The organism is Priestia sp. ST2 (genome assembly GCF_055810735.1).
The window spans coordinates 1,009,133-1,031,200 of sequence record NZ_JBVVNT010000001.1 but is presented as its reverse complement, the minus strand read 5'-3'; the positions used below and the strand labels follow the sequence as shown (position 1 = coordinate 1,031,200).

Here is a 22,068-nt window from a genome sequence, read left to right as displayed (position 1 = left end):
ATTAGCAAAATTAAACCATTTCTTTACGATTACTGATTTAATTTTTCTTGTTTCAATTCCCAATTCTTAGTATGTTTATAAGTAAAGTATTTTATCTAAAGGAGGATATTATGAACTCTGCCATCCGTCTTCATACTAAAGAACATATTGCAACGATCGAACACTACAAGCAAGCTTTATCTCTTCTATCGTGGGACGCAAAAACATCCGCTCCTCTTAATAGCCAAAAGCAGCATGCAACCATTCAAGGCACGCTTTCAAAAGAGCTTTACCTGCTGCAAACAGATCCAGCCTTTGCAAAAGAATTGCAGCATCTTCAAGAACAAAATCTAAATCAACTACAGCAAAAACAAGTACAGCACTATTGGAACATCTATCAAAAACTTTCCGCTGTACCACTGGAAGACTATCATCAATTTTCCGTTTTAAAAGCTTCTACTCATGCTCTTTGGTCACAGGCTAGAGAGCAAAATGAATTTAAGCTCGTCGAAGACAACCTGCAGCAGCTGATTCATATGCATAAAAAATTTGCGGATTACCGTAATCCTCATCTCGCTCCTTACGAACAGCTTTTAGAAGAATATGAGCCCGACGTTTCTAGTGAAACCATCGATTCGCTTTTTCAACAAATTAAAGATGCTATTCTTCCTTTGCTGCCAAAAATTAAACGCTCTTCGGTTACACATGATACATCGTTTCTCAACAAGCCGTTTTCAATCGAAAATCAGCAGAAGCTCGGCAAACACCTTCTCACTGCTATTGGCTATAACTTCAAGTCCGGCCAAATTGGCACCACGCCCCACCCGTTCAGTGCAGGCATTCACTCTCAAGACGCACGGCTTGCAGTAAGATACGACGAACACAATGTAAAACTGGCAGCTTTTATGTTTTTACATGAAGGCGGACATTCTATCTATAACCAGCAAATTAGCTCTGACTTGCTTGACACAGGATTAGGTGCATACACTTCTATGGGACTGCATGAATCTCAGTCTCTTTTTTGGGAACGTCTCATTGGAAAACACGAAGGCTTCTGGAGAAATCACGCTCACTTATTCAAAGAATTAGAGTCTTCAATCTACGGTGATATTTCATTTGACACTCTTTACTTTGCCTTAAATGAAGTCACACCTTCTCTCATTCGTTTGCAAGCAGATGACCTTACCTATCTGCTGCATATTATCATTCGCTACGAGCTAGAAAGAGATTTATTCGCTGACAAGCTTCTCGTCTCGGATCTTCCTTCCGCATGGAATACAAAATATGAAGCGTACTTGGGGATCAAACCGGAAACAGACCGTGACGGGGTATTGCAGGACGGTCACTGGTACGGAGGAGCGTTTGGCTACTTCCCTTCCTACAATTTAGGCTTCATTTATGCAGCTCAACTAAGAGAAGCCGTAATCAAAGACCATCCTGACTTTGATGAAATCATTTCGAGTCAAAACCTATCACTTATAGCAGACTGGCAAAAACAGCATATCCACCAGTATGGAAAACTAAAAACGCCAAAAGAGATCTTAACGAGCCTTTCTATAGGCAGAATTGATGCTCAGCCGTTAATTAATTATTTGACAGAAAAATATGAAGGGTTATACAAACTTTGAATTTGCTTCATGAGCTCCGTTCACATTAACCAATCCATTTATTTTATAAAATTTTGATAGCGTAAATACAGTAAATCCCTATAGACATGACGAAAAAAGCATCAAAGCCTTTTGTTAGAGAAACAAAAGCTTTGATGCTTTTTTAAAGAAAGATTTACTTAGCGTTTGTGCTAATATAATGTTTAATTACTTCATAAACATAGTCTTGGCAAGCTGCTGCTGTGTTTGGATTATATTTTCCACCGTTTACTTTATTGTTAGATAGCACTCTAATACCTAAGAATGGAACGTCATAGCTTCCTGCAATTTGTGCTGCCGCTGCGCCTTCCATTTCTTCTACAGACGTCCCGTACTTAGTATGGAACCACTTAATTCGATCCACTTCGTTATTCCACGTGTCCGCTGATCCTATCGTTCCTTCTACTACTTTTCCTTTTTTATATGTATCTTTTACTGCGTTTGCAGCCGCCAGTAACTTCTTATCTCCTTCATAATAGCGAGCTTTTTCAGCATCAGGATCTTCACCAGCGCTTCCTTCAGAAGCCATTAAATCCATCGGCTTCCACGCAGCAGGGTCCATTCCTTCGCCTTCTTTTTTATCGCCTGTTTTTAAGGAGCCTATATTCGTTGTTCTCTTTCCTAATACAATATCAAACACGTTCAGATTTTCATCATGTCCGCCTGATGTTCCTTGATTGATAATTGCTCTAGGATGGTATTTTTCTATAGCTATCGCTGTAGCAGCTGCCGTGTTTTCCATTCCTTTTCCCGTTTTAACTATAATAACCGGATAATTATCGACACTTCCTTTGTAAAAAACAAAATTCCCCGACTTTTCTTCTTTGACATTTTCTAATTTTTTAGCGAATTTCTGCGCTTCTATCGGCATCGGCCCTTGAACAATAATAGGCTTCTGCTTCTGTTTATCTCCGGCTTCCTTTTTTGAAGCTGCGTTACACCCGGCAAGTACAGATAATAATAAAATCATACCAATAGTAAGTAAAGCCCCTGTTTTTAGCATCTTGTTCTTCATAGATTGTTACTTTCACTCCATTTCGTTTTGTTGTTTCATACACTCGATGATTGGACAAAAGAAAAAACCTATAACACTTTTGATTTTCTAAGCTTTTTAGAGTCAAAGTATAAGAAGTTAAGCACGGAATAACATTTATGTATTGATAAACCGAACGTTTTTACACTTTAACTCGTAGTCCAGTTCTTTGAATGGGAACCAGGTAGAGACACTCAGACCATATTTCCAAGCATATACGAGTAATATTTTTCACTTTCTAAATGTATCAAATACAAAATGGTTATTCAATACACAGACGAATATTTTAATTAAAAAATTGTTTAAATGTTCGTTTTTATGATTGAAACCTGCTGAATCTTTTGTTAATTTCTATCTCAATACAAAAAAAGTGTCTCAAAACCGAAACTTCGAGACACTTTTTATACTTACTGAAAACCTATATTTATCTTTCCACCTTCACTTCACGTTAATTGGCAGCGGTGCATGAGGAGCTACAAGCTTCTGTTCACGCATTTCTTCCCAGAAGGCTGCCGGAATTACTGTGTTTAATGCTGCTTTATCTTCAGCAATACGCTCAGGACGACTAGCACCAGGAATAACAGCGGCAACCGCTGGATTAGCCAGTGAAAATTGGACAGCAGCAGCCTTAATGCTGATCTGATGACGATCTGCAATAGCTTTGATTTTTTCTACTTTTGCCATAATGTCTGAAGATGCTTTTTGATATTCAAAGTGCGTACCTCCAGCAAGAACGCCTGAGCTGTATGGTCCGCCGACAACAATGTCCATATTATGCTTTACGGCTTCGGGCATTACTCGCTGCAGCGCACGCTCATGATCTAATAACGTGTAACGGCCAGCTAGCAACGAGACATCCGGCTTTGCTTCTTCCAGCTCCAGCATGATTTCAATTGGCTCTACTCGGTTTACTCCAAGTCCCCATCCTTTAATAACTCCTTCTTCACGCAAACGTGTAAGCACACGAAATGCGCCCGTTCGAGCAGACTCAAATTGTCCTACCCACTCATCTCCATAAAAATCTTGCGCAACATCATGAATATACACAAAGTCTAAGCGATCTGTTTTTAAACGATTTAAGCTTTGCTCGATCGAACGAAGAGTGGCATCTGCGCTGTAGTCATTGATAATTTTATTTTTACGGCCAAATTCAAAAAGCCCGCCTTTTTCTCCCATATCACGTGAAGATGTGTCTTCTAGTTCATCTGAAATAACGCGACCTACTTTCGTACTTAGCACATACTCATCGCGATTTCTTTTTGATAGTGCTTCACCAAGGCGTATCTCGGCTAAGCCAGCTCCGTAAAGAGGAGCTGCATCAAAGTAACGGATGCCGCTTTCCCAAGCTGCATCGACCGTCGCAATGGCCTCTTCTTCTGGAATATTACGATACATATTGCCCAGAGGTGCCGTTCCAAAACCTAGTTTTCCTTGCAGTATCTCTCTCATATTCATAAAACCTCCTGAAATTTTTATAATTCTATTTTAGAAATTGATCAGTATGAAGGTAAACTCAACGACTGATCTATTCATTAAATGTCATATTATCTCCTGACAAAATTTATTATGAAGCATATACACAATAAAAAAAAGTACGCACTTCAAAGTAATATGGGAACTAAAAAGTAACCTACTAAGGAGTAAATGAGCTTTTCAGACTCTCCTTTTATTTATGTACTTTCTACTTCTTACTCATGCAAACAAACATTTTGCATACAATAAGCAGAAAGCTACTTTATAAATGAGGTGAGATTCTTGAGAGATGAATACTTCAAAAAAATTGAAGATAAGCTCGATAAGCTTGATGAAATGGACGATTCCACAATGAAAGAAGAACAAAAAGATGAATATTTTCAAAGTCTGCTAGATGATATGGATGATTTGTTGAAAGACATGCGCCAGCGAGAAAAAGACTCGAATCATCTCGTCAGCGAACATATGAAGACGGTTAATGACATATTTGATAACGCAATCAAAAATTTAAAAAAAGACCGAAGCTAGCGTTATAGCACTTCTACTCCATTTTAATATACTGATTTTTCTGTTTTTTAAATATAAAAATATAGTATTTCACATGTAAAAATGGTATTTTCAGTATACGCAAAAAGTAGGAGTGAAAAAAGGAATGGAAAACAGTCATTTTAAAGAACAAGTAAAAACGAAGGAAGAGCTTCGCCATATAGTCGGCGCGCCTAACAAATTGGCGCATCAAAAAATAATTTCTTATTTAGATCGACACTGCCGGGAATTTATTAAACATTCCCCTTTTGTTATCATCGCTACAGCTGATTATAAAGGAATTTGCGACAGTTCTCCGCGGGGGGATCACCCTGGTTTTGTACAAGTCGTCGATGAGAGAAGGCTATTGATTCCAGAGAGGCGCGGCAATCAAAAAGTAGATTCATTGGAAAATATTTTATCTAATCCTCAAATAGGGCTGCTTTTTTTGATTCCAGGCATAGAAGAAACACTGCGGATTAACGGCAAAGCTTGCATTGTAAAAGAAAAAGCGCTGCTTGAAACAATGGCGGTTCACAATAAAACTCCGCTGCTCGCTATCGGCGTTGAAGTACAAGAATGCTTTCTCCACTGCAGCAAAGCATTCAAGCGATCAAAGCTGTGGAATCCAGCATCTTGGGAAAGAGTCGAAACGCTTCCTTCCGCAGCTAAAATAGTCGCAGAACACGCAGGCTTTTCCACCCTAGAAAGCCGCAACAATCCCGAAGAAAACAAAACTCAGCACCTCTATGAAAAAAAGCCGCTATAATGCGGCTTTTGTCATTTCACCATCAGAAACAGTATACTTCCGGCAATGATCAGAATTGGTAACAAAGCAAGAAGCACCCCTTTTTTCGAACTTCCTATGTATTCATGATCACCATAGGCGCGGCCTGCTCTAAAATCTGCTTTCACCTGAGATTCTTCTTTTTTATGTTCTTTTTTCATCCTCTTTGCCTCCTAGCGGCATTTGAGCGTCAATTTGCTTAATATGATGCTTTAAATGAGCAATATAATCTTTAGCCAACCACTGCAGCGAAACGAACTTTCCATCTTTTAATTCGAATTGATACATATGCTTTTCTGTTGGTATATGCAAAAGAATGGAAGCAATTTGCTTATTTAAACTGCGCCATAGGGCAACTATTTCTTCCATGGGCATATCTTGATAGTGCTGCAGTTCTACCCATTCATCTTGTTTGTAAGGCGTCAGGACCAAAGGTGTTTTTTCATGCTGCACGTTGATAAAACGCTGCAAATTGTGAAGGGCTGAGTCACATAAGTGCCCCACAATTTCTTTCGGGGACCACTTCTTAGGAGCAGGACGGTTTGACGCCGCTGCTTGAGAGAATACTTCAAGCTTTTTAGGAAACTTTATCATCCATTCATTTAACTCAATAACCGTCGATTTCACGTTCATTTCCCCTTTAAACATGTTTTTTAAAAAACCTTCCCCATAAAATATTCATCGACTGATTTTCCATCTACAACGAGCGAACATATTTTTTTTCCTTCTATTTTAAAACCCATCTTTTTATACAGCGAAATGGCCGTTTCATTGTGGGTCATAACGGTTAGCTCTACTCGTTTGATGCCGATACGCGCCGCCCAGTTCTCCATTTCTTCAAACAATGAAGTACCAATGCCCTGGTTTCCATAGGAACGCAGTACGCCAACAGCTAAGTATGCGCTGTGTTTTTTTCGATTAACGCTTCCGCCAATCACAGATAAATGTCCGACAAGCTGTCCGTCTTGTTCCGCCACTAAAATGGTGGAGTTCGGCATCTTTAAAAAAGTTGTAATCATTTTTTTCTGCTGTTCGAGTGTAATCGCACGCTCATTTTCCTCGTACAGCATATATGCTGTTTCTCGATCAAGCTCTTTATTTAACGCTAAAAAAGCGGCTGCATCGGAAGCTAAAATTTCTCGAATCACGTTTACCCCTGCTTTCGTGAATAGTAGTTAACTAGAAAAAAACGCTAAAAAACGGATGATATCCTTACACACGTGCTGAACGTTTTCCAAGAAACGCCGTGAAGATAAAACATACACTAAAAGCGACGGCTGAAACGAAAAAGCCAAGCATCCACCCTAAAGCTCGCATAAACGTATCTTCATTGGGATACAGGGGCTTAACGCTTACCCACTGGATCACCATAATTAATGCCAATATTAAATAAAAGCTGCTTCCCGTTAAAGCCATTTTAAGACGGTTTTTAAATGATCCTGTCCACGCTGTACTAAAGGCGCTCCACGTGAAAATACTTACAATCGTCGCTAAAAACATAAGAACAAGATGCAAATAAGGGATATTAGTAAAGATAGGAAGGAAGAGTAAACATATCGTAGTCCCAAAATATAAAGCATTAATGCCAAACAAATAGCCTCCGCTTAGCCAATGGTTTTGAAACCACTTTTTCTTGCTGAGACGTTCTACCATTCCGCTGGGCACCCACAGCGTACGCGAAAAAATAATCATCGCCAGCACAAGTACAGTGCCGGCTAAAAAGAATATGAACACCTTTTTATCAGCCTTTCTATCCAAAATAAATATGGTTAATTATACTATTAATAACAAAATTAAACTATTGTTTTCTTTACTAATAAAGAGACTTAGACATAACAAAATTACTCCAACCTAAAGACGAACAAATGGGATAAATAAGCTGGACTGCTGGTTACACCGCTGTTAATTTCCATGCAAGGCTTCGATTTCCGCGGGCGGCAGGAGTCTTCGCCTTGTCCTCCAATCAACAGCTAGAAACTACTATATACATGACACCTACGTTCACCATACTAATAAAAAAACCGAACGAAGTTGATTCTGCATTAAGAATCTCAATTCATCATTCGGATCTTCTTTCAACGAAAATACTTTTGTCACAGCTTTTTTTTACGCCTATTTACATTCTTCCTCCGGTAAACGGATTGATTTCCCCTGTTAAATCACGTCCTGCTTTCTTTTCTTCGTGTGCGATGCGCTTGCCAATCGCAATTTTATTCCAAATTAGTGGCACCCAAATACACGCTCCGAACAAAATCATCCAAAAAAGTTCTCCCATTTTTTCCACCCTTTCATTTTCTGCTTTTATTTTGAAGACAATAAGAAACGCGTATACGCTTTTTACTCTTTGTTTGAATCACTCATATCATATGAAAAGAAATAAACTAGGATTGATAAAGCCATTCCGTACACGGTCCAAGCCGCTAGTAAAATGGCGTACTGATGATTGATAAAAAAGACTCCGGTTGAAATCAGCAGCAGGATAAAACTAATCCATTTTACTTTTTTCATTACTCTATCCCCTTTACTTAACCTTTTACAGTAAGTTTCTTATTGTCTACTTGTTATTACGGACAAACTGTATAAAAGTTCCATATTTTTCAAAAAACGAAAAAGAATTTGATAAAACGTTCAACTATCGATTATCATATACCTTAAAGTAAGCTTTACGATTCATAAGTGGGAGTGAACAATCTTGTCTTATAGCATGAAAGAAATGAATGAAAAAACCGGGCTTTCCGCACCGACTTTACGCTACTATGAAAAAGAAGGGATCCTTCCTTTTGTAGAGCGTGATGAAAATGGAAAACGCCTCTATAATGATACGAATATTGAATGGATCCGTTTTATCTTAGCTCTGCGCTCAACGGGCATGCCTCTTGCAGAAATCAAGCGCTATGTAGAGCTCTATGAACAAGGCGAAAGCACAATTAAAGAACGAAAAAACATGATGCTTCAGCACAAAGAAGCGGTCGAAGAAGAAATGGCCAAAACTTTTAAATACCTTGAACAAATCAACTATAAGCTCGCTTTGTACGACTCACTAGAAGCAAAATTAACGCAAAAAGAAATTAAAATTTAAACACAAAAGTCCGCAGGTGCACCTGCGGACTTTTTATTAATACAGTGAATTCACGGTATTCAACAGCTCTTCTGACCATGTCCAATCGCTGATTTCAACAGCATCTGTTACGTGATGCAATTTACTAGCTCCGATAATGCTTGATGTTACAGCGGGCTGATTCAATACCCATGAAAGAGCAAACTGAGACAAGCTTACTTCATTTTTTTCTGCTAACTTGCGATACTGCTCCACCAGCTGAAAGTTTTGGTCTGTAAAGTAGTTTCGCAGCAGCTTTTCACCATGCGCAGCGCGACTTTCTGGCGGCACGTCATTTGGTGTTTTATATTTGCCTGAAAGCATGCCGCGCGCTAACGGACTGTATACCATGACGCCTACACCTTCAGATTGACTAAACGGCAGCAGCTCTTGTTCAATTTCACGAGAGAGAAGATTATACTGAGGCTGAACGGAAATAAATTTTTCAAGATTCATTTTGTCACTAATATGATGAGACTTTGCGATTTGCCACGCGGCATAATTGGAGCAGCCAATATAACGAACTTTGCCTTGACGAACTAAATCATCTAGCGTGCGAAGCGTTTCTTCCATAGGTGTATTCGGATCAAAAAGATGAACTTGATAAAGATCAATGTAGTCTGTCTGCAGTCGTCGCAGCTGATTATCCACTTCTCTCATAATATGTGTGCGTGAAAGGCCTTTATCATTTCGGCCTTTTCCTACGGCAATGCCGACTTTTGTTGCGAGCACAACATCATCTCGTTTTCCTTTCAACGCGCGCCCAATAATTTCTTCAGATTCCCCTGTGCCATATCTAAACTCTTCATCCTGCCCTTTTCCGTAATAGTTGGCTGTGTCAATGAAGTTAATTCCGTTTTCAATGGCGCTATGTAAAATAGCTGCCGACGCTTTTTCGTCAATCCATCGTCCAAACGCCATGGTACCTAGACATAAATTTGATACTTCCAGACCTGTTGTTCCAAGCTTTCGATATTGCATCGATACCCTCTCCTTTGTATGGCTGTCTTTACTCTCTCTTATCATACACCTTAACCTCCACTTTAAGACAAGCCTTAAGCGTGCGTGCATATACAAAAAACAGCTAGGAACAGGCAGTGCTTCTAGCTGTTTCTGGGTTCATTTTACACTTATTTTTTTGCAATTCGCTTCTTCAGCAGACATAATATGGTAAGATAAATCATAGCTTATTCGTTATCGAAACTACATTAAGCTGCCGCTGTTAAAATAACGGCAATCCCATTAAAACAAGCATGAATGATCATACTTGGAAGCAGCGACTTTGTTTTTTCGTACACCCATGCAAACACGAGACCTGATAAAAAGTTAACGGGCAAGGTATTGTACGTTGGAATATGCACCAGCATAAAGATAAACGAACTTCCCACTAATCCAACGACAATCCCTCCTTTACGTTTCAGCCACGTATAAAAAAATCCTCGGTAGATAATCTCTTCATAAAAAGGTGAGATCACAGCGGCTGAAACAAAAGCAAGTATAAATGAAAACAGCGACAGGTCTTGCTGTAAACTGGCTGTTTTTTTATTTTCATACGTCATACCAAACCATTCCATTAGCACAACAATTGCCACACTTCCTAAGATCAGCACAAAAAGCCAAAAAAGAATGCGCGGCCAGTGCCGTTTTGAAAACCATTGAAAACCAATTTTTCTATCACCAGCCTGAACCATCAGCCCATACAGAGCTGATAAAAACACAGCTGCCATAACAAACCCAGTAGCTGTTCCAGCATAAAGGTCATTTTTAAACAGGGAATGTAAAGCATCCTGCAATATGCCTTCAATTAAGATAGGCACCCCAATAAACGTGACGACCAGCATAATTACGAATGATTTTATTGTCCATAATCCTTGATTTTTTTGTTTCAATTTACTTCGCCTCCCTTTTACATATATTCAGTATAAAAGGTGACGTAACGTTACCTGCAAGCATTTTTTTGGAGGGATTAAAAATGATTTATTTTTCTACTGGGCAAGCCGCTAAAAAATTAGGCCTCACGGTGCGTACACTTCGTTACTACGATCAAATTGGCTTGCTTCATCCATCGTCAAAATCAGAAAATGGAAAACGCTCCTACTCAGAAACGGATTTATTCACACTAGAGAAAATTACTTTGTTAAAAAACTTAGCCGTTCCTTTGCGAGATATTGAACTTATTCTTCATCAAGTGAGTATTGATGAACTTCTAGCGATTCACCAGCAAAAACTTCAGCAAAAAACTTCAGAAATTCAACGAGCTTTAGAACATACTCATACTCTTCGCAACAGTATAAAAATAGAAGGTGAATTAAACTGGAAGCAGCTCCTTCCTTTAGTTCAAAATCAGTCTACTACTAAAAGCAGCTGGACTGATCTGCTTTCGGTTTCAATAGAAGAAAGTGAGATTCTGCAGCATGATTTGCCTAAAATGGAGAATGCGAGTGCCGATAAATGGATTAACATGATAAAACGAGTTCAGCTTTGCTTAAAGCATCAGCGTGCACCTCAATCTGAAGATGGACAGCTAATTGCAGCTGATATACTGCTTTTATCCAGTGAGCTATTTGGCCCTCACACGGCTTTAGAAAAAGCCTTTTGGGATGTTCGCAAATCTCCTGAGGCATCAAGTTCACTTAATCTCTACCCTATCGACAGCGAAGTCCTTCAATTTATTGAAGATGCGATTATTTTTTACGAACAACACATAAAGGAATGAAGGTATTGAAAAGAGAAAAGCTGTTTGCTAATTCTTCTTATAAAAAATTATTTATTTCAAGCACTGCAGCAAGCTTCGGAGATTTATTTGATATGTTTGCGGTGATGACGCTTTTTACATACGTGTGGCACGCAAATTCCCTCTGGATTACGCTTATTCCTGTCGCGTACGCTTTACCTAGCATCCTGCTAAGTCAAGCAGCAGGAAATTTAGCGGACCGCTATGATAAAGTACAGCTGATGTTTCTGTCTGAACTAGTCCGTCTTCTGTTCACATGTCTGTTATTTTTCACAAATGAACCGCTTTTGGCACTTGGGGTGCTGACGCTGCGCTCTATGAGTTCTGTTATGAAAGTGCCCGCACAGCTGGCTTGCGTTCGAGAAGTGGTCAAAGAAGATCAGCTGCTGCAGGCCTCTACTTTACAAAACATTATGTTTCAAATTGCCAAAGTTGTGGGGCCGTTTCTCGGAGCCGCCGCGCTGACGATTGCAACGCCAAAAGCATGCATTTTAGTTAATGCCGCAGCTTGTATGATTTCTATTGGCGTGCTGTTTTCACTTAAAAAAGCAGGTAAAAACATTCAAGGGAAAGCTGCTCGTTCTTCCCATCAAGCGAAAGAAACGTACTCAAACGGCTGGAAAATCGTTTTTCAGCACTCACTCCTTTTACGCGTCGTTATTTTGTTTCACCTTTCGTATTTTGTAGTGATGCTTGTTGACGCTCAAATTAGCATCTTTCTACGAGATGTGCTGCCTCACCATCCGGAAATGCTCGGCTGGCTGCTTTCTGGAATCGGACTGGGGGCGCTAGCAACAGGAGTGTATCTTAATAGAAAAAAACAAGTTCACCATCCATTTAGACTGTTATCACTTGGACTGCTTCTATTTGGAGGGGCTTTATTTTTCATTAGCTGCTTTAATCCAGCCGTTATGTCACGCTATTTCATTTTGATTGCTGCACCTATTGGAGGAGCTGGAGTTGGGCTTAATTTACTGCTGTTTAACTATATCGTTCAAACACACAGCGACAAGGAACACCTCGGAAAAGTGTACGGATTCATCAACACCTTAACGAGTGCCGTTTTACTTACTGCTCCTCTTCTTGGAGGCATGGTCGTAAAGCTTGCAGGTGCTCAGACGACTTTTTTAACGGCGGCAATCATCATCGTAAGCGTTGGATTTGTGAGTATGCTGATGCCTCTGCGTGATAAACGGGAAAGAAACGTTCAGATTGACGCATAAAACACAGCTTGAGGTTAACCTCAAGCTGTTTTTATAGACTCCTATTCATCAACCAGCGGCTACATAAATCAAAGCAGCTAATATGTTCGATACTGCAATAGCTCCAAATCGTTTTGCATCTTCAACTCGGCTCACCTTGCGCGTCTTTTTGGCTGAAAAGAATGTGCCTGTACTTCCTAGCACGATACTGTCAATAAGGTATGCCAAAGCTAAAACCAGTGATACTGCTCCCATTGTGCCTGACACAAAATAGAGATAGCTCCACTTTTCTGTAAAAGCAGCAAGGGCAAGAACAATCCCGACCTTCACGATACCTGCTATAAATCCTTTTTTAATCATTGCATCCCTCTTCCATTCCTACCCCTTAAATTTTACCATATACTTCTTTTTTGTAAGATATCTTACATTTTATTCTACTATACTCATACCTTATGGTAAAATTAGTAAGAGAGGTGGTACATATGAAAAAACGTCAAGGAATCACGCTGCTTTTATTTATACTCGGAGCAGCCTCTATTTCTTTTGGGATGGCTTTAAAAAATATCTTTCCTTATTCCCCTGCAGCCGGGTGGATTTTAGGAACACTGCTTTTGTTAGGAAACTCGTTTTATACGAGAAGATACTTACATAGAAGGTCAATTAAGAAGTAAATATCCGCCCTGAGCCGTATATACAAACCTTCATTCGGTTATGGTAAAATAGATAAGCAAAAACTGGATGTAAGGAGATTTTGAGTTTGAAAACAGGATTAATATCTGGCATTATATCTTTAATTATTGTGATTATCATTTCTATTACAGCAGGCAACTGGCAGTATATTTACTATATTTCAGGCCCTCTTGGCATATTACTTACGGCAATTGCACTTGTAACCTTACTGGACGCATTTCGATTTGAAACGAGAGGACCTTACTTTACCCCGGTCCGGCAGCGAGAGGATACCGAATGGATGAAACGTTTTATTATTGCAGCTGTCCCTCATTTAGTTGCTTCATGTATTTGTATCTTATTTTTATAAAAACCAAAAAGCCAATGAATGATCTTCATTGGCTTTTCTTATTTATTATGTTAAATACCGCGCGACATACCGTAATAATCAATACGGTACTCCACAGCTCCTTCTGCAAATACATTTACAGCTGATTTGGAATCTTTTTTCGGGAATACCCGGGAAGTGAAGACAATTTTGCCGCCGTTTATATAAATTTCGACGACGCTTTTGTCGACAAATACGCGAACATCGACTTCATTTGACGCTGTCCATTTTTCAGAGCGAACCACACCGTATTCCGTTGCATATTGATGGTGGAATGAAGAACGGTCGAGTCGCACTTCTTGCTTTTCTGTATCAAACACGAGGCGAAGCTCTTCTTCTTTACTATTAAATAGCTCTAAACCAAACTGTTTGGCCCCTATCTCGCGGAACGTCATATTGATTTCATATGCATTGTTTGTTGCTTCATCAATGATCACTTCTTCATTTTTTAGCGTTCCTCTAAAATGAACTGCTTGATCTCGAAGCTTATGTAACTCTTCTACAGGCTTTTGAACAAGTTCATTTCCTTCAAGCGAAAGCTCACGAGGAAGCGTTAAGGCATGGGCCCATCCGTATTCGTCTGACGGATAGTCAACGTCCGGATTTCCAATCCATGCAAATAGCAAGCGACGTCCGCTTTCATCTTGGAACGTTTGCGGTGCATAAAAGTCAAACCCTTTATCAATTTCACGGTAATACTCCATTTCAAACGTTAAACTTTCCACATCAAATGTTCCCACCGCGTAAATTACATTGTAAATATTATGAAAATCGTGGCCATCTGCTTTGATTCCTTGCGGCGAAAAGACAAACACATCTTTTCCGTCCAGTTTAAAGTAATCCGGGCACTCCCACATATAGCCAAAGTCAGGAAGCGATGTTTTAACTTCGCCTTTAAATGACCACTGAAGCGCATCGCTTGATTCATACACAATTAACGCGCCCGTTTCGTTTTCACGCTGAGCGCCTAGCAGCATATAATATGTATCATTTTCTTTCCATACTTTCGGATCACGCACATGTCCTGTATACCCATCAGGAACGCCTTGTACCGCTGGATTATGCGTGTATTTTTCCACACTTCCATCCCTGTTTAGCATCGCGATACATTGATTAGCTGAACGTGAGCCGTCTTCGTATTTTACATTCCCCGTATAAAACAGCAGCCCTTGACCATCTTTTTCAATCGCGCCACCTGAGTATGCGCCGTGCGATTCATATTCTTCCGTTGGCGTTAACGCAACCGGAAGGCGTTCCCACGTTACTAAATCCGTAGATTTCACATGAGCCCAGTGCTTCATTCCATGCATCGCACCGTACGGATACCACTGATAAAACACATGATATTCACCGTTTAATTGAATCAATCCGTTTGGATCATTCATCAGCCCGTACTGTGGATGAATATGATAAATCGGCTGCCAGGTGTCTTTGATTGCTTTGTCTTTTAATGCTTCTAACTCTCCAGATTTTGCTTCTAAAATCGTTCTGTACTTCGATTCAGCCATTTCTTCAATCCCTCCAGCATCTAAAAAAAGAGAACGTATTCTCCTTGCCCTCTATGATATAAAATTTTAAGTGAAAATGCTACCAAAGAACGAATGTTGTCGTTTTCTTGTGTCGGATTTTATAGATAAGTTTTTTTCTGTTTTTATAGCAGAAAAGAAGGTTTTTCTGTCAGGTGGTTGAATACTATATACAATCAAATTTCACCAGCCTGTACGAGCGTCCGACGGCACTTGCACATTTTTTTAGCGAATCATTTGCGTTTTACAGGAAGTATTCAACAAAATGGTAAACCCTTCATATTACATATTATAAAAGGAGGAAATGTCATGACAAAAGAAAACGTAAAAGAAACAGTGGGTAAAGAAACAAAAGGTGGAAGCAAAGAGTTATTAGTCGGCACGTTAGTAGGCAGCGTAGTCGGTGTCACAACAGCTTTACTAGTAGCGCCAAAGTCTGGAAAAGAGCTGCGTGCTTCTATTCAAGACGGAGCGAATCAAGCACTTGCTAAAACAGGTCAAGTGAAAGAAACGGTATATGCAAAAGGCCAAGACCTCAAACAGCGCACGGCCCGCCTTTCACAAAAAGTCTCCGAACAATCTTCGCAAGTTGTCAACAAAGTGAAATCTCTGCGCACTGCTAAAGAACAGCCGCTTGCAGAAACGGCTGCAGCAGAAGAGCTTGAAACGACAGAAATCGTTCAAGATCCTGTTCTTGAAGCTGAAGCGGTGCAAGAAGAATTAAATACAATTACGCAAGAAGTAAGTGATTTAGAACAATCTGTCGATGAAACAAGACGTTAATAACAAGCTGTAGAGATATCTCTACAGCTTTTATGTATATTCGCTATCTTCCTTCCACCCTTCAAAAAAATAGCCTCCGTACGGACACGGCTCTGATTCCGGCAGTTCTTCATAACGCTGTCCGCTGTAATACTTCGCCAGCACAATCTTAGGCTTAAAAGCCGCTACTCCTTCACTGTCTTCTTTCCCCGCTCCGCTTTCTCTCATCAAACAAAAAATATCCATTCCCGCAAACTCTCCGTACCCTTGATAGCACGACTCATAATAAACTTTACCAGGTATCACCAAATAGCACTCCCGCTGCCACGACGGCTGTTTACTGTAGACACTCGCAATACTTATTCCACTCACTGCACACTTCCAGCTGCAAATTCCAACCATACAACGCCTCCAACGACTTGATAGTCTATTCATCTACAACTTTTGATGAAATCAAACATCCGTTGACATGTACAGAATTTTATCCTCCACCAAAAACCTATACTACCAGATATCCTGTCCCCTTGACTTCACCCCAAAAGTGCTACATCGATAGAAATAAAAAAGGTCTGATAAATCGACCATTTCTGGTGATTATCAGACCTCAAGTTTTTCTGCATTTGAGCGGCTTATTTGCTGTTCAAGCGATTTAGCTAGCAGTACGATTTCATGATCTACATATTTTGTTTTGATTTCTTCGATTTCCATTAATGTTTTAGAAAAGCTTTCTGCATTATTTCCCTGTCTGTGCTGCACATCTTTAAAGAAATCAAGCAGTGCCTCGTTAGACTGCGTTGGACGGCTAAAATCAATCGTGTACATTTTGTACCCCAGTGTTAAATTTGTTGTAGTTGTCATAATTATTTCCCCCATTCTTCCTATAGTGATATATCTTCTACTCTTTACCCTTTAATTCCTTCTTTTTAACCTAAATTAATTATTTTTTTCAAAAAAACTTCCCATTATAAGAAAAAACACCCTTATAACAAGGATGTTAGAGTATTCTTCCCTTCGGTACAATTCCAGATGCAAAGTCATCTTTGAACTTAAAGCTAGCAGAATTGTTTTCCGTTAGAAAATGTATTTCCCATTTAAAGACCGGATATTCGGGCTTGTACATTTCGACTTTCTGATCGGGATTTTCTTCTAATCTTGCAATTACTCGTTTGAATCCTTCATATGCAATCCACCAATCGCTTCCGGTTTCATCGGTAATAAAACAAATAGAACCGTCAATTAAATGAAGGTTTTGCTTGATATCATCAGCATTTGTAAAATACGCATTTCCAAACGTTTGAAGACAATGATCGCAATAACCTGCTTTGCCTCCATCTTTATAAATCCAGTGCGCAATTGGCTCACTGCAGTCTTTACACGTATTCGTCACTTCTTGGAGAAATGTTTTTCCGCTCCACTGTTCCTTTTCATCTTCAAAAACGGTCCATACTAAATAACTTTCCGTTTGCTCTGAAATAAAAAGGCGAAACGGCTCGTCTCGATGCCAAAAGTGGATATTTTGTTCATCTGATTCTTCAAAGTCAATGACAAAATTATCTCGTTCTAATATATGTCGAATAACGTTGGTTAAAAAGGTAACATCCATATAAGGACCTCCCGTACTAAGCGTGACTTCTAGTAAAAATAGCGTTTATGAGTTAAAACATATCATGCGTGCTGAAATAACGTCAACGATTACCTCTTGCTTTCTCCGAAAACTGGAAAAGAAATGGTCAAACGCGTTATAATGGTAGTCATGTTGAAACGGAAAGGAGATTTTATGAAGTTTACCGTTCAATCAACTGCACTTTTTCTTCTCTTTTTTATTTGTTTAAGCGGCTGTTCTGATAACGCCGAGCAGTCAAAAAAGCCGGCCGGCTATTTAGTTCAAGGGCGCATTTTAGAAGTGAAACAGGATGAAATTCTTATTGCAAACGTCATTCCGCGAGATACTGCGCTTGACTATACAACAAAAGAAATACTTGGTTCTAGCGATGTACAGCCTATTTATGTAAAAGTTTCGGATGATCAAACATACAAAAAAGGACAGCTCGTTAAAGCATGGCTCAAGAAAGACAAAAGCGTTCAGTATTCCGTTCCGGCAAAAGGCAAAGCTGTTGAAGTCAACATTTTAAAACAGCCGTAGAAAAGCTCCTGTTACGGGAGCTTTCTTCGTGTCAGCTGCCGTCCGGTCCGATTCATTTTATGCTGTTCAAAATCCCACTTTTCTAAAAAGCGCTTTGCTGATATATAACCAGATTCATATAAAAATTCGATTTCTTCTTCCTTTAAGGCAAAATCCGTTGCCGTAATCACCCCCGTTGGAATTTGCACCGTTCGTTCTCTTGTCTCCGCGTTCAAATACCGCAAATCATGAGCTTGCAGCATCGTGGTAAACATACTTTTAAATAGATGCACTGGCGTCGGAATAATAGCGGCTGTATCAATTTCTTCTTTTACAAATCGAAAGCCAAACGTCGGGAAACGCGGATGCTCCGTATCAAACAGCCAAATCGGAAAATTGCTTAAAAGCGCCCCATCGACAATGTATGACCTCTTGAACCCTTTGGATTTCCAGATGACGGGACGAAAGAAAAAAGGAATGGACGCACTCATCATCACAGCTTGTGAAATCTTCATGTCGCTTGGCTGCATTCCATATCGTGGCAAGTCGTCAGGCAGCACAAGCATCTGTCCGTTCGAAATGTCTGAGGCAATAATTTTCAGCTTATCTGCCGGCAAATCCGCAAACGTTTCGATTCCTTTTTCACGCAGTAGACCATACACCCATTTTTCTAAATAATCATTTTTATAAAAGCCTAAATGAACCATCAGTTCAATCAAGTTTCCAATCAGAGGAATTCGGTTAATGATCGTTTTCCCGCGAAACTTAGCATAGTCCATGTTTTGAAGCTCTCTGCGAATTTCACCGCTTTTATAGCCGCTCGCTAAAAGTGCCGCAATTAACGCTCCCGCTGACGTACCTGCTAGACGCTGCCATTCTACATTGCTTTCTTCCATCGCTTCAATCGCACCCGTGAATGCAATTCCTCGAACGCCTCCCCCTTCAAATACAGCATCTGCTTTCACATTTTTCCCTCCAATACAACTCTCTACTTTTTATATACCCTTTTTTTATATTCAGGGTTTCATTACTCCATACCTTTTATTTTCCCAACAAAAAAAGACTGTTTCTTTGATCGAAACAGTCTTTTCTTTACAGTCGCTTTATTACTATTCGGTAGTAATTCATTGTCAGCCAGTAGAAAAAGAAATAAATAATCCCGTATACTGCATCCGCTATTAAAACAGGGACTATCAGACTTTCACCGGTTAGATTCGTAATGACGTTCAGCGCAAATAGACTGTGCAAGATACCAATTACTAAAGGCAAACCAAACGTAAACAGCTGCTGCTTTCGAACGGCGCTCATCACTTGAGACACTGAAAACCCAAGCTTACGCAGGACTTCAAATCTTTTGCGCTCTTGTTCGGCTTCGGAGATTTGCTTAAAATAAATAATACTGCCCGTTGCCATCAAAAAGACGAGCCCTAAAAACCCTCCAATAAAAATAAACAATCCTTTACTCATTAAGCCTGCCTGAAACACATCATAGTATGAAGTACGGCTTTCGCCAGCTTCTTTTGCGATTTGATGATAGTTCTTAGTAAGTTCATTTTGTTTGTTTCCATCATCGGTATTAAATACGTACACCGCTTGCTTTTGTCCAGCTTTTAAAAGCTTGTTAAATGTATCGTGGTTGACTACAAACTGATAGCCGGCACTGTCAGAATCAAGAATGAGCAAAGGCTCGGATTTAACGACTTTTAAAGCAAGCTGTTCTGATTTGCTCAGCTCCACAGCTGCGGTTTTACCTGTACTAGGTTTAAACACTTTTCCTTTTGCCATTGAATCAAAAATAACGGTTTCGTTTGCGCTTAGCTCAGGGACCGAAACGCCATTCTTACGTACTTCTTCTTCATCTAAAAAGCTGATTTGTTCCCTATCTTTATAGTAGCACGATGTAATAAATCGAAAATCCGATAAATCAGCAGAGTGCTTCACGATATGATAGACGTACCGATTTGATTGGATATCTAGCTCATCCAGTACATCCGTAAATTCTTGCGCTGCTTTTTTGCTGTGCAGCGTATAGTCATAAGGCTGCATGCTTCTGGCGTCGGCTTTTGTATTGTAGTACGAGGAATACGTCACACCAACTGCTACAAGTGTAGTAGCCGACAAAATCGTAATTAGGGTTAACACTTGTGCATTTGCTTTAATTCGATACATCATAGTAGAAACGCTTAGCATATTTGCAAACGAATAATATCGGTTTGCATGCTCTCGGTAAAGCCCCATCAGCCACTCAATTGTGGCTTTAAAAAGTAAAAATGTACCGAAAATGACCGAGAACAGTACAACGGCTACAATTAGAAAAAACTTAGGTGTCACAATGTTTCCAGATGAAAGGTAGTATCCGTAGCCAACGAGTAAGATACCCAGTCCTCCCACTACAATTGAGCGTTTCGAATTCATTTTATTTACGCGTTCACTTTTGCTTTCTGCTTGAAACAGATCTAATAGCGTATAGCGGTACATAATAAAATAGCCTTGAAACGATATAAAAATGGTAACAATCAAAAACACTACGGCTGTTTTTAAAACCGCTTGAAAAGAAAATGTGAGCGTAATCGAAAGCGACAGTCCCATAAGCTTTAGTAAAAACAGCACAAACAGCCTTGAAAACACGGTACCTAGTAAAATACCGACCACCAAAGAAAAAATCCCCAGCAGCATATTCTCATAAAAAATCATTTTTCCAATCGTACGTTTTTCAATGCCGACTAAATGATACAGCCCGAGCTCTCTCTTACGCTGCCTGATAAAAAATGAGTTTGTGTACCAAATAAAGACAACAATAAAGGTAAGCAGAACGTAGTTTGAAGCATTAAAAATGCCCTGCAGCCTCAGCTCTTCTCCAATAAACTTTGAAATCGATTGGTCGTACTGAAGCGTAGCAAACACATAGTACACAATAATACTAAAAATCATTGAAAAGAAATAAAGGCTGTACCGGCTAATATTTTTGCGCATATTCTTTTTAACAAGATCAAATACGGTCATAGCCTTCACCGCCTAATGCGCCTTGAATGTTCATAATTCGTTTAAAAAATGCTTGTCTCGTTTGTTCGCCTTTAAACAGCTCCGTGTAAATTTGTCCGTCTTTAATAAACAGCACGCGGCTGCAGTAGCTTGAAGCCAGCGGATCATGCGTCACCATAATAATCGTGGCACGGTCTTCTTGATTTAATTGCGACAGCTTTTCAAGAAGTCTTGAAGCAGCTTTGGAATCAAGAGCTCCGGTAGGTTCATCGGCGAAAATAACAGCTGGATTCGTAATCATTGCTCTCGCTGCTGCAACGCGCTGTTTTTGTCCGCCAGAAATCTCATACGGATACTTATCCGCCAGCTCATAGATGCCTAGTCGCGTTGCGGTGTCTTTAAGCTTCGCTTCCATCTCTTTCTTAGACATTTTTGTAACCGTAAGCGGCAGAAGAATATTTTCTTTTACCGTTAACGTATCCAATAAATTATAATCTTGAAAAATAAACCCTAAATGATTGCGTCTGAAAGCAGACAGCTTCTTATCTTTCATGAGCGCCACGTTTTCTCCTTGAATCCATATCTCGCCATCGGTGGGACGGTCAATCGTTGAAAGAATGTTCATCAGCGTCGTTTTTCCCGCTCCAGATGGTCCCATAATACCGACAAACTCTCCTTCTTCGATTGTAAAATCAATTCCTTTTAGCGCTTCGTATACATTTCCTCTTGCTCCAAACGTTTTAGTTACATTTTTTCCTTCAAGAACAATGCTCACTTTTCCTCCTCCTTTCGTTCTTTTGTAGGCCACACGCTTTTCACTCGCTGCGGCAGCTCACTCTTTGTTATAATGTCATATTTCCGAACTTCATTGCCTCGAACGAAAAGGTCAATAACCGTTCCTTCTTTTAACTGTTTAATCGTTGTAAATGTTTGAAACGTTGTTTGTCCTTTTTCGTTTATCACTGAAATTGTATATTGAACTCGTCCATACTCATCCACTTTTTTTGCTTCTTTTGGGATAATCCCGTATTGATGCTCCGTTGCGGCTTTTTGATAAATCTTTATTCCTCCTATACCTGCTCCTACAACCAAAAGCAGAGCTAAAAGGCTAATCCACTTTCGCTTCATGTACGTTCCCTCCTT

At 39.7% G+C, this 22,068-nt stretch carries 29 protein-coding genes and 1 riboswitch; of the genes, 10 read left to right on the top strand and 19 right to left on the bottom strand.

Translation table 11 applies throughout. The features are described from left to right. The first annotated feature begins 110 nt into the window (after nt 1–110). The gene (locus AC0KUU_RS05275) at nt 111–1,607 is read left to right on the top strand and encodes a gluzincin family metallopeptidase (RefSeq protein ID WP_165575900.1); all 1,497 of its coding nucleotides are present in this window, start codon (nt 111–113) and stop codon (nt 1,605–1,607) included. 154 nt (nt 1,608–1,761) lie between these two features. Here AC0KUU_RS05275 and AC0KUU_RS05270 read toward each other — a convergent pair whose 3' ends face one another. Then, nucleotides 1,762–2,640: a 5'-methylthioadenosine/S-adenosylhomocysteine nucleosidase gene (locus tag AC0KUU_RS05270; protein ID WP_322552360.1), complete on the bottom strand. Its 879-nt coding sequence runs from the start codon at nt 2,638–2,640 to the stop codon at nt 1,762–1,764. Nucleotides 2,641–2,795: 155 nt separating this feature from the next. Continuing rightward, nucleotides 2,796–2,899: riboswitch (purine riboswitch) on the bottom strand. 197 nt (nt 2,900–3,096) lie between these two features. Next, on the bottom strand, nt 3,097–4,107 hold the full coding sequence (locus AC0KUU_RS05265; RefSeq protein WP_043978513.1) for an aldo/keto reductase: 1,011 nt from the start codon (nt 4,105–4,107) through the stop codon (nt 3,097–3,099). 306 nt (nt 4,108–4,413) lie between these two features. Between AC0KUU_RS05265 and AC0KUU_RS05260 the strand changes: the two genes are divergently transcribed. Together AC0KUU_RS05260 and AC0KUU_RS05255 are read left to right on the top strand one after the other, a co-directional pair. Further along, entirely contained in the window at nt 4,414–4,659 is a 246-nt protein-coding gene (locus AC0KUU_RS05260; protein ID WP_013058531.1) for a hypothetical protein, read from the top strand. Between the two features lie 124 nt (nt 4,660–4,783). Beyond that, on the top strand, nt 4,784–5,425 hold the full coding sequence (locus tag AC0KUU_RS05255; RefSeq protein WP_043978510.1) for a pyridoxamine 5'-phosphate oxidase family protein: 642 nt from the start codon (nt 4,784–4,786) through the stop codon (nt 5,423–5,425). 11 nt (nt 5,426–5,436) lie between these two features. On the opposite strand, the gene AC0KUU_RS05250 is transcribed toward AC0KUU_RS05255, so the two are convergent. The 6 genes from AC0KUU_RS05250 to AC0KUU_RS05225 form a co-directional block, all read right to left on the bottom strand. Continuing rightward, the gene (locus AC0KUU_RS05250; protein ID WP_176521208.1) at nt 5,437–5,604 is read right to left on the bottom strand and encodes a hypothetical protein; all 168 of its coding nucleotides are present in this window, start codon (nt 5,602–5,604) and stop codon (nt 5,437–5,439) included. Then, nucleotides 5,588–6,076 carry a DinB family protein gene (locus AC0KUU_RS05245; protein ID WP_241771346.1) on the bottom strand — a complete coding sequence of 163 codons (489 nt, stop codon included), beginning with the start codon at nt 6,074–6,076 and terminating at the stop codon, nt 5,588–5,590. Before AC0KUU_RS05245 ends, AC0KUU_RS05250 begins: the two co-directional genes overlap by 17 nt. Before the next feature lie 20 nt (nt 6,077–6,096). Beyond that, complete coding sequence (locus tag AC0KUU_RS05240; protein WP_043978506.1) at nt 6,097–6,591, bottom strand: GNAT family N-acetyltransferase; 495 nt, start codon at nt 6,589–6,591, stop codon at nt 6,097–6,099. Between the two features lie 64 nt (nt 6,592–6,655). Continuing rightward, nucleotides 6,656–7,177: a hypothetical protein gene (locus tag AC0KUU_RS05235; protein WP_043978504.1), complete on the bottom strand. Its 522-nt coding sequence runs from the start codon at nt 7,175–7,177 to the stop codon at nt 6,656–6,658. A 382-nt stretch (nt 7,178–7,559) separates the two neighbouring features. Beyond that, nucleotides 7,560–7,718 (bottom strand): hypothetical protein, encoded by a 159-nt coding sequence (locus AC0KUU_RS05230; protein ID WP_162213596.1) that lies wholly within the window; start codon nt 7,716–7,718, stop codon nt 7,560–7,562. Between the two features lie 62 nt (nt 7,719–7,780). Then, the gene (locus AC0KUU_RS05225; RefSeq protein ID WP_165575899.1) at nt 7,781–7,951 is read right to left on the bottom strand and encodes a hypothetical protein; all 171 of its coding nucleotides are present in this window, start codon (nt 7,949–7,951) and stop codon (nt 7,781–7,783) included. A gap of 184 nt (nt 7,952–8,135) precedes the next feature. Between AC0KUU_RS05225 and AC0KUU_RS05220 the strand changes: the two genes are divergently transcribed. Beyond that, nucleotides 8,136–8,522 (top strand): MerR family transcriptional regulator, encoded by a 387-nt coding sequence (locus AC0KUU_RS05220; RefSeq protein WP_322552362.1) that lies wholly within the window; start codon nt 8,136–8,138, stop codon nt 8,520–8,522. 36 nt (nt 8,523–8,558) lie between these two features. Here AC0KUU_RS05220 and AC0KUU_RS05215 read toward each other — a convergent pair whose 3' ends face one another. Further along, nucleotides 8,559–9,521: an aldo/keto reductase gene (locus AC0KUU_RS05215; protein ID WP_165575898.1), complete on the bottom strand. Its 963-nt coding sequence runs from the start codon at nt 9,519–9,521 to the stop codon at nt 8,559–8,561. Between the two features lie 227 nt (nt 9,522–9,748). Further along, nucleotides 9,749–10,429, bottom strand: coding sequence for a CPBP family intramembrane glutamic endopeptidase (locus AC0KUU_RS05210; RefSeq protein ID WP_043978498.1), 681 nt, complete (start codon nt 10,427–10,429; stop codon nt 9,749–9,751). An 83-nt stretch (nt 10,430–10,512) separates the two neighbouring features. Here AC0KUU_RS05210 and AC0KUU_RS05205 point away from each other — a divergent pair, with 83 nt between their 5' ends. Both AC0KUU_RS05205 and AC0KUU_RS05200 read left to right on the top strand, forming a co-directional pair. Further along, nucleotides 10,513–11,256 (top strand): MerR family transcriptional regulator, encoded by a 744-nt coding sequence (locus AC0KUU_RS05205; RefSeq protein WP_043978496.1) that lies wholly within the window; start codon nt 10,513–10,515, stop codon nt 11,254–11,256. Next, nucleotides 11,253–12,497, top strand: coding sequence for an MFS transporter (locus tag AC0KUU_RS05200; protein ID WP_241771345.1), 1,245 nt, complete (start codon nt 11,253–11,255; stop codon nt 12,495–12,497). Before AC0KUU_RS05205 ends, AC0KUU_RS05200 begins: the two co-directional genes overlap by 4 nt. A gap of 48 nt (nt 12,498–12,545) precedes the next feature. Here AC0KUU_RS05200 and AC0KUU_RS05195 read toward each other — a convergent pair whose 3' ends face one another. After that, nucleotides 12,546–12,836, bottom strand: a complete 291-nt coding sequence (locus AC0KUU_RS05195) for a hypothetical protein (protein WP_043978492.1) — start codon at nt 12,834–12,836, stop codon at nt 12,546–12,548. A gap of 122 nt (nt 12,837–12,958) precedes the next feature. Here AC0KUU_RS05195 and AC0KUU_RS05190 point away from each other — a divergent pair, with 122 nt between their 5' ends. Together AC0KUU_RS05190 and AC0KUU_RS05185 are read left to right on the top strand one after the other, a co-directional pair. After that, complete coding sequence (locus AC0KUU_RS05190) at nt 12,959–13,147, top strand: hypothetical protein (RefSeq protein ID WP_013058545.1); 189 nt, start codon at nt 12,959–12,961, stop codon at nt 13,145–13,147. 86 nt (nt 13,148–13,233) lie between these two features. Continuing rightward, nucleotides 13,234–13,515 carry a hypothetical protein gene (locus AC0KUU_RS05185; protein ID WP_013058546.1) on the top strand — a complete coding sequence of 94 codons (282 nt, stop codon included), beginning with the start codon at nt 13,234–13,236 and terminating at the stop codon, nt 13,513–13,515. Between the two features lie 50 nt (nt 13,516–13,565). Here the strand turns inward: AC0KUU_RS05185 and AC0KUU_RS05180 are convergent, their stop codons facing one another. Then, nucleotides 13,566–15,041, bottom strand: a complete 1,476-nt coding sequence (locus AC0KUU_RS05180; RefSeq protein ID WP_043978491.1) for a glycoside hydrolase family 32 protein — start codon at nt 15,039–15,041, stop codon at nt 13,566–13,568. Between the two features lie 327 nt (nt 15,042–15,368). Between AC0KUU_RS05180 and AC0KUU_RS05175 the strand changes: the two genes are divergently transcribed. After that, on the top strand, nt 15,369–15,842 hold the full coding sequence (locus tag AC0KUU_RS05175) for a YtxH domain-containing protein (RefSeq protein WP_013058548.1): 474 nt from the start codon (nt 15,369–15,371) through the stop codon (nt 15,840–15,842). Between the two features lie 30 nt (nt 15,843–15,872). Here AC0KUU_RS05175 and AC0KUU_RS05170 read toward each other — a convergent pair whose 3' ends face one another. The 3 genes from AC0KUU_RS05170 to AC0KUU_RS05160 form a co-directional block, all read right to left on the bottom strand. Then, on the bottom strand, nt 15,873–16,223 hold the full coding sequence (locus AC0KUU_RS05170) for a hypothetical protein (RefSeq protein ID WP_043978490.1): 351 nt from the start codon (nt 16,221–16,223) through the stop codon (nt 15,873–15,875). 195 nt (nt 16,224–16,418) lie between these two features. Next, nucleotides 16,419–16,679, bottom strand: a complete 261-nt coding sequence (locus tag AC0KUU_RS05165) for a hypothetical protein (protein WP_016765166.1) — start codon at nt 16,677–16,679, stop codon at nt 16,419–16,421. 136 nt (nt 16,680–16,815) lie between these two features. Next, complete coding sequence (locus AC0KUU_RS05160) at nt 16,816–17,424, bottom strand: hypothetical protein (protein ID WP_013084537.1); 609 nt, start codon at nt 17,422–17,424, stop codon at nt 16,816–16,818. 174 nt (nt 17,425–17,598) lie between these two features. Between AC0KUU_RS05160 and AC0KUU_RS05155 the strand changes: the two genes are divergently transcribed. Further along, nucleotides 17,599–17,964 carry a DUF3221 domain-containing protein gene (locus AC0KUU_RS05155; RefSeq protein ID WP_043978486.1) on the top strand — a complete coding sequence of 122 codons (366 nt, stop codon included), beginning with the start codon at nt 17,599–17,601 and terminating at the stop codon, nt 17,962–17,964. 11 nt (nt 17,965–17,975) lie between these two features. On the opposite strand, the gene AC0KUU_RS05150 is transcribed toward AC0KUU_RS05155, so the two are convergent. The 4 genes from AC0KUU_RS05150 to AC0KUU_RS05135 all read right to left on the bottom strand — a co-directional run bounded on the left by AC0KUU_RS05150 (nt 17,976) and on the right by AC0KUU_RS05135 (nt 22,053). After that, entirely contained in the window at nt 17,976–18,908 is a 933-nt protein-coding gene (locus tag AC0KUU_RS05150) for a patatin-like phospholipase family protein (protein WP_043978484.1), read from the bottom strand. 127 nt (nt 18,909–19,035) lie between these two features. Further along, complete coding sequence (locus AC0KUU_RS05145; protein ID WP_322552363.1) at nt 19,036–20,946, bottom strand: ABC transporter permease; 1,911 nt, start codon at nt 20,944–20,946, stop codon at nt 19,036–19,038. Then, nucleotides 20,933–21,700, bottom strand: a complete 768-nt coding sequence (locus tag AC0KUU_RS05140) for an ABC transporter ATP-binding protein (RefSeq protein ID WP_322552364.1) — start codon at nt 21,698–21,700, stop codon at nt 20,933–20,935. Before AC0KUU_RS05140 ends, AC0KUU_RS05145 begins: the two co-directional genes overlap by 14 nt. Then, nucleotides 21,697–22,053 carry a DUF1093 domain-containing protein gene (locus AC0KUU_RS05135; protein WP_043978477.1) on the bottom strand — a complete coding sequence of 119 codons (357 nt, stop codon included), beginning with the start codon at nt 22,051–22,053 and terminating at the stop codon, nt 21,697–21,699. Before AC0KUU_RS05135 ends, AC0KUU_RS05140 begins: the two co-directional genes overlap by 4 nt. Between the last annotated feature and the right edge of the window lie 15 nt (nt 22,054–22,068).

Bases quoted from the DNA above. Each gene is read 5' to 3' on its own strand.
- AC0KUU_RS05145 (WP_322552363.1), bottom strand. From the start codon at position 20,946: ATGACCGTATTTGATCTTGTTAAAAAGAATATGCGCAAAAATATTAGC.
- AC0KUU_RS05160 (WP_013084537.1), bottom strand. From the start codon at position 17,424: ATGGATGTTACCTTTTTAACCAACGTTATTCGACATATATTAGAACGA.
- AC0KUU_RS05245 (WP_241771346.1), bottom strand. From the start codon at position 6,076: ATGAACGTGAAATCGACGGTTATTGAGTTAAATGAATGGATGATAAAG.
- AC0KUU_RS05225 (WP_165575899.1), bottom strand. From the start codon at position 7,951: ATGAAAAAAGTAAAATGGATTAGTTTTATCCTGCTGCTGATTTCAACC.
- AC0KUU_RS05180 (WP_043978491.1), bottom strand. From the start codon at position 15,041: ATGGCTGAATCGAAGTACAGAACGATTTTAGAAGCAAAATCTGGAGAG.
- AC0KUU_RS05255 (WP_043978510.1), top strand. From the start codon at position 4,784: ATGGAAAACAGTCATTTTAAAGAACAAGTAAAAACGAAGGAAGAGCTT.
- AC0KUU_RS05200 (WP_241771345.1), top strand. From the start codon at position 11,253: ATGAAGGTATTGAAAAGAGAAAAGCTGTTTGCTAATTCTTCTTATAAA.
- AC0KUU_RS05195 (WP_043978492.1), bottom strand. From the start codon at position 12,836: ATGATTAAAAAAGGATTTATAGCAGGTATCGTGAAGGTCGGGATTGTT.
- AC0KUU_RS05230 (WP_162213596.1), bottom strand. From the start codon at position 7,718: ATGGGAGAACTTTTTTGGATGATTTTGTTCGGAGCGTGTATTTGGGTG.
- AC0KUU_RS05250 (WP_176521208.1), bottom strand. From the start codon at position 5,604: ATGAAAAAAGAACATAAAAAAGAAGAATCTCAGGTGAAAGCAGATTTT.
- AC0KUU_RS05165 (WP_016765166.1), bottom strand. From the start codon at position 16,679: ATGACAACTACAACAAATTTAACACTGGGGTACAAAATGTACACGATT.
- AC0KUU_RS05205 (WP_043978496.1), top strand. From the start codon at position 10,513: ATGATTTATTTTTCTACTGGGCAAGCCGCTAAAAAATTAGGCCTCACG.
- AC0KUU_RS05265 (WP_043978513.1), bottom strand. From the start codon at position 4,107: ATGAGAGAGATACTGCAAGGAAAACTAGGTTTTGGAACGGCACCTCTG.
- AC0KUU_RS05190 (WP_013058545.1), top strand. From the start codon at position 12,959: ATGAAAAAACGTCAAGGAATCACGCTGCTTTTATTTATACTCGGAGCA.
- AC0KUU_RS05275 (WP_165575900.1), top strand. From the start codon at position 111: ATGAACTCTGCCATCCGTCTTCATACTAAAGAACATATTGCAACGATC.
- AC0KUU_RS05270 (WP_322552360.1), bottom strand. From the start codon at position 2,640: ATGAAGAACAAGATGCTAAAAACAGGGGCTTTACTTACTATTGGTATG.
- AC0KUU_RS05135 (WP_043978477.1), bottom strand. From the start codon at position 22,053: ATGAAGCGAAAGTGGATTAGCCTTTTAGCTCTGCTTTTGGTTGTAGGA.
- AC0KUU_RS05155 (WP_043978486.1), top strand. From the start codon at position 17,599: ATGAAGTTTACCGTTCAATCAACTGCACTTTTTCTTCTCTTTTTTATT.
- AC0KUU_RS05215 (WP_165575898.1), bottom strand. From the start codon at position 9,521: ATGCAATATCGAAAGCTTGGAACAACAGGTCTGGAAGTATCAAATTTA.
- AC0KUU_RS05170 (WP_043978490.1), bottom strand. From the start codon at position 16,223: ATGGTTGGAATTTGCAGCTGGAAGTGTGCAGTGAGTGGAATAAGTATT.
- AC0KUU_RS05175 (WP_013058548.1), top strand. From the start codon at position 15,369: ATGACAAAAGAAAACGTAAAAGAAACAGTGGGTAAAGAAACAAAAGGT.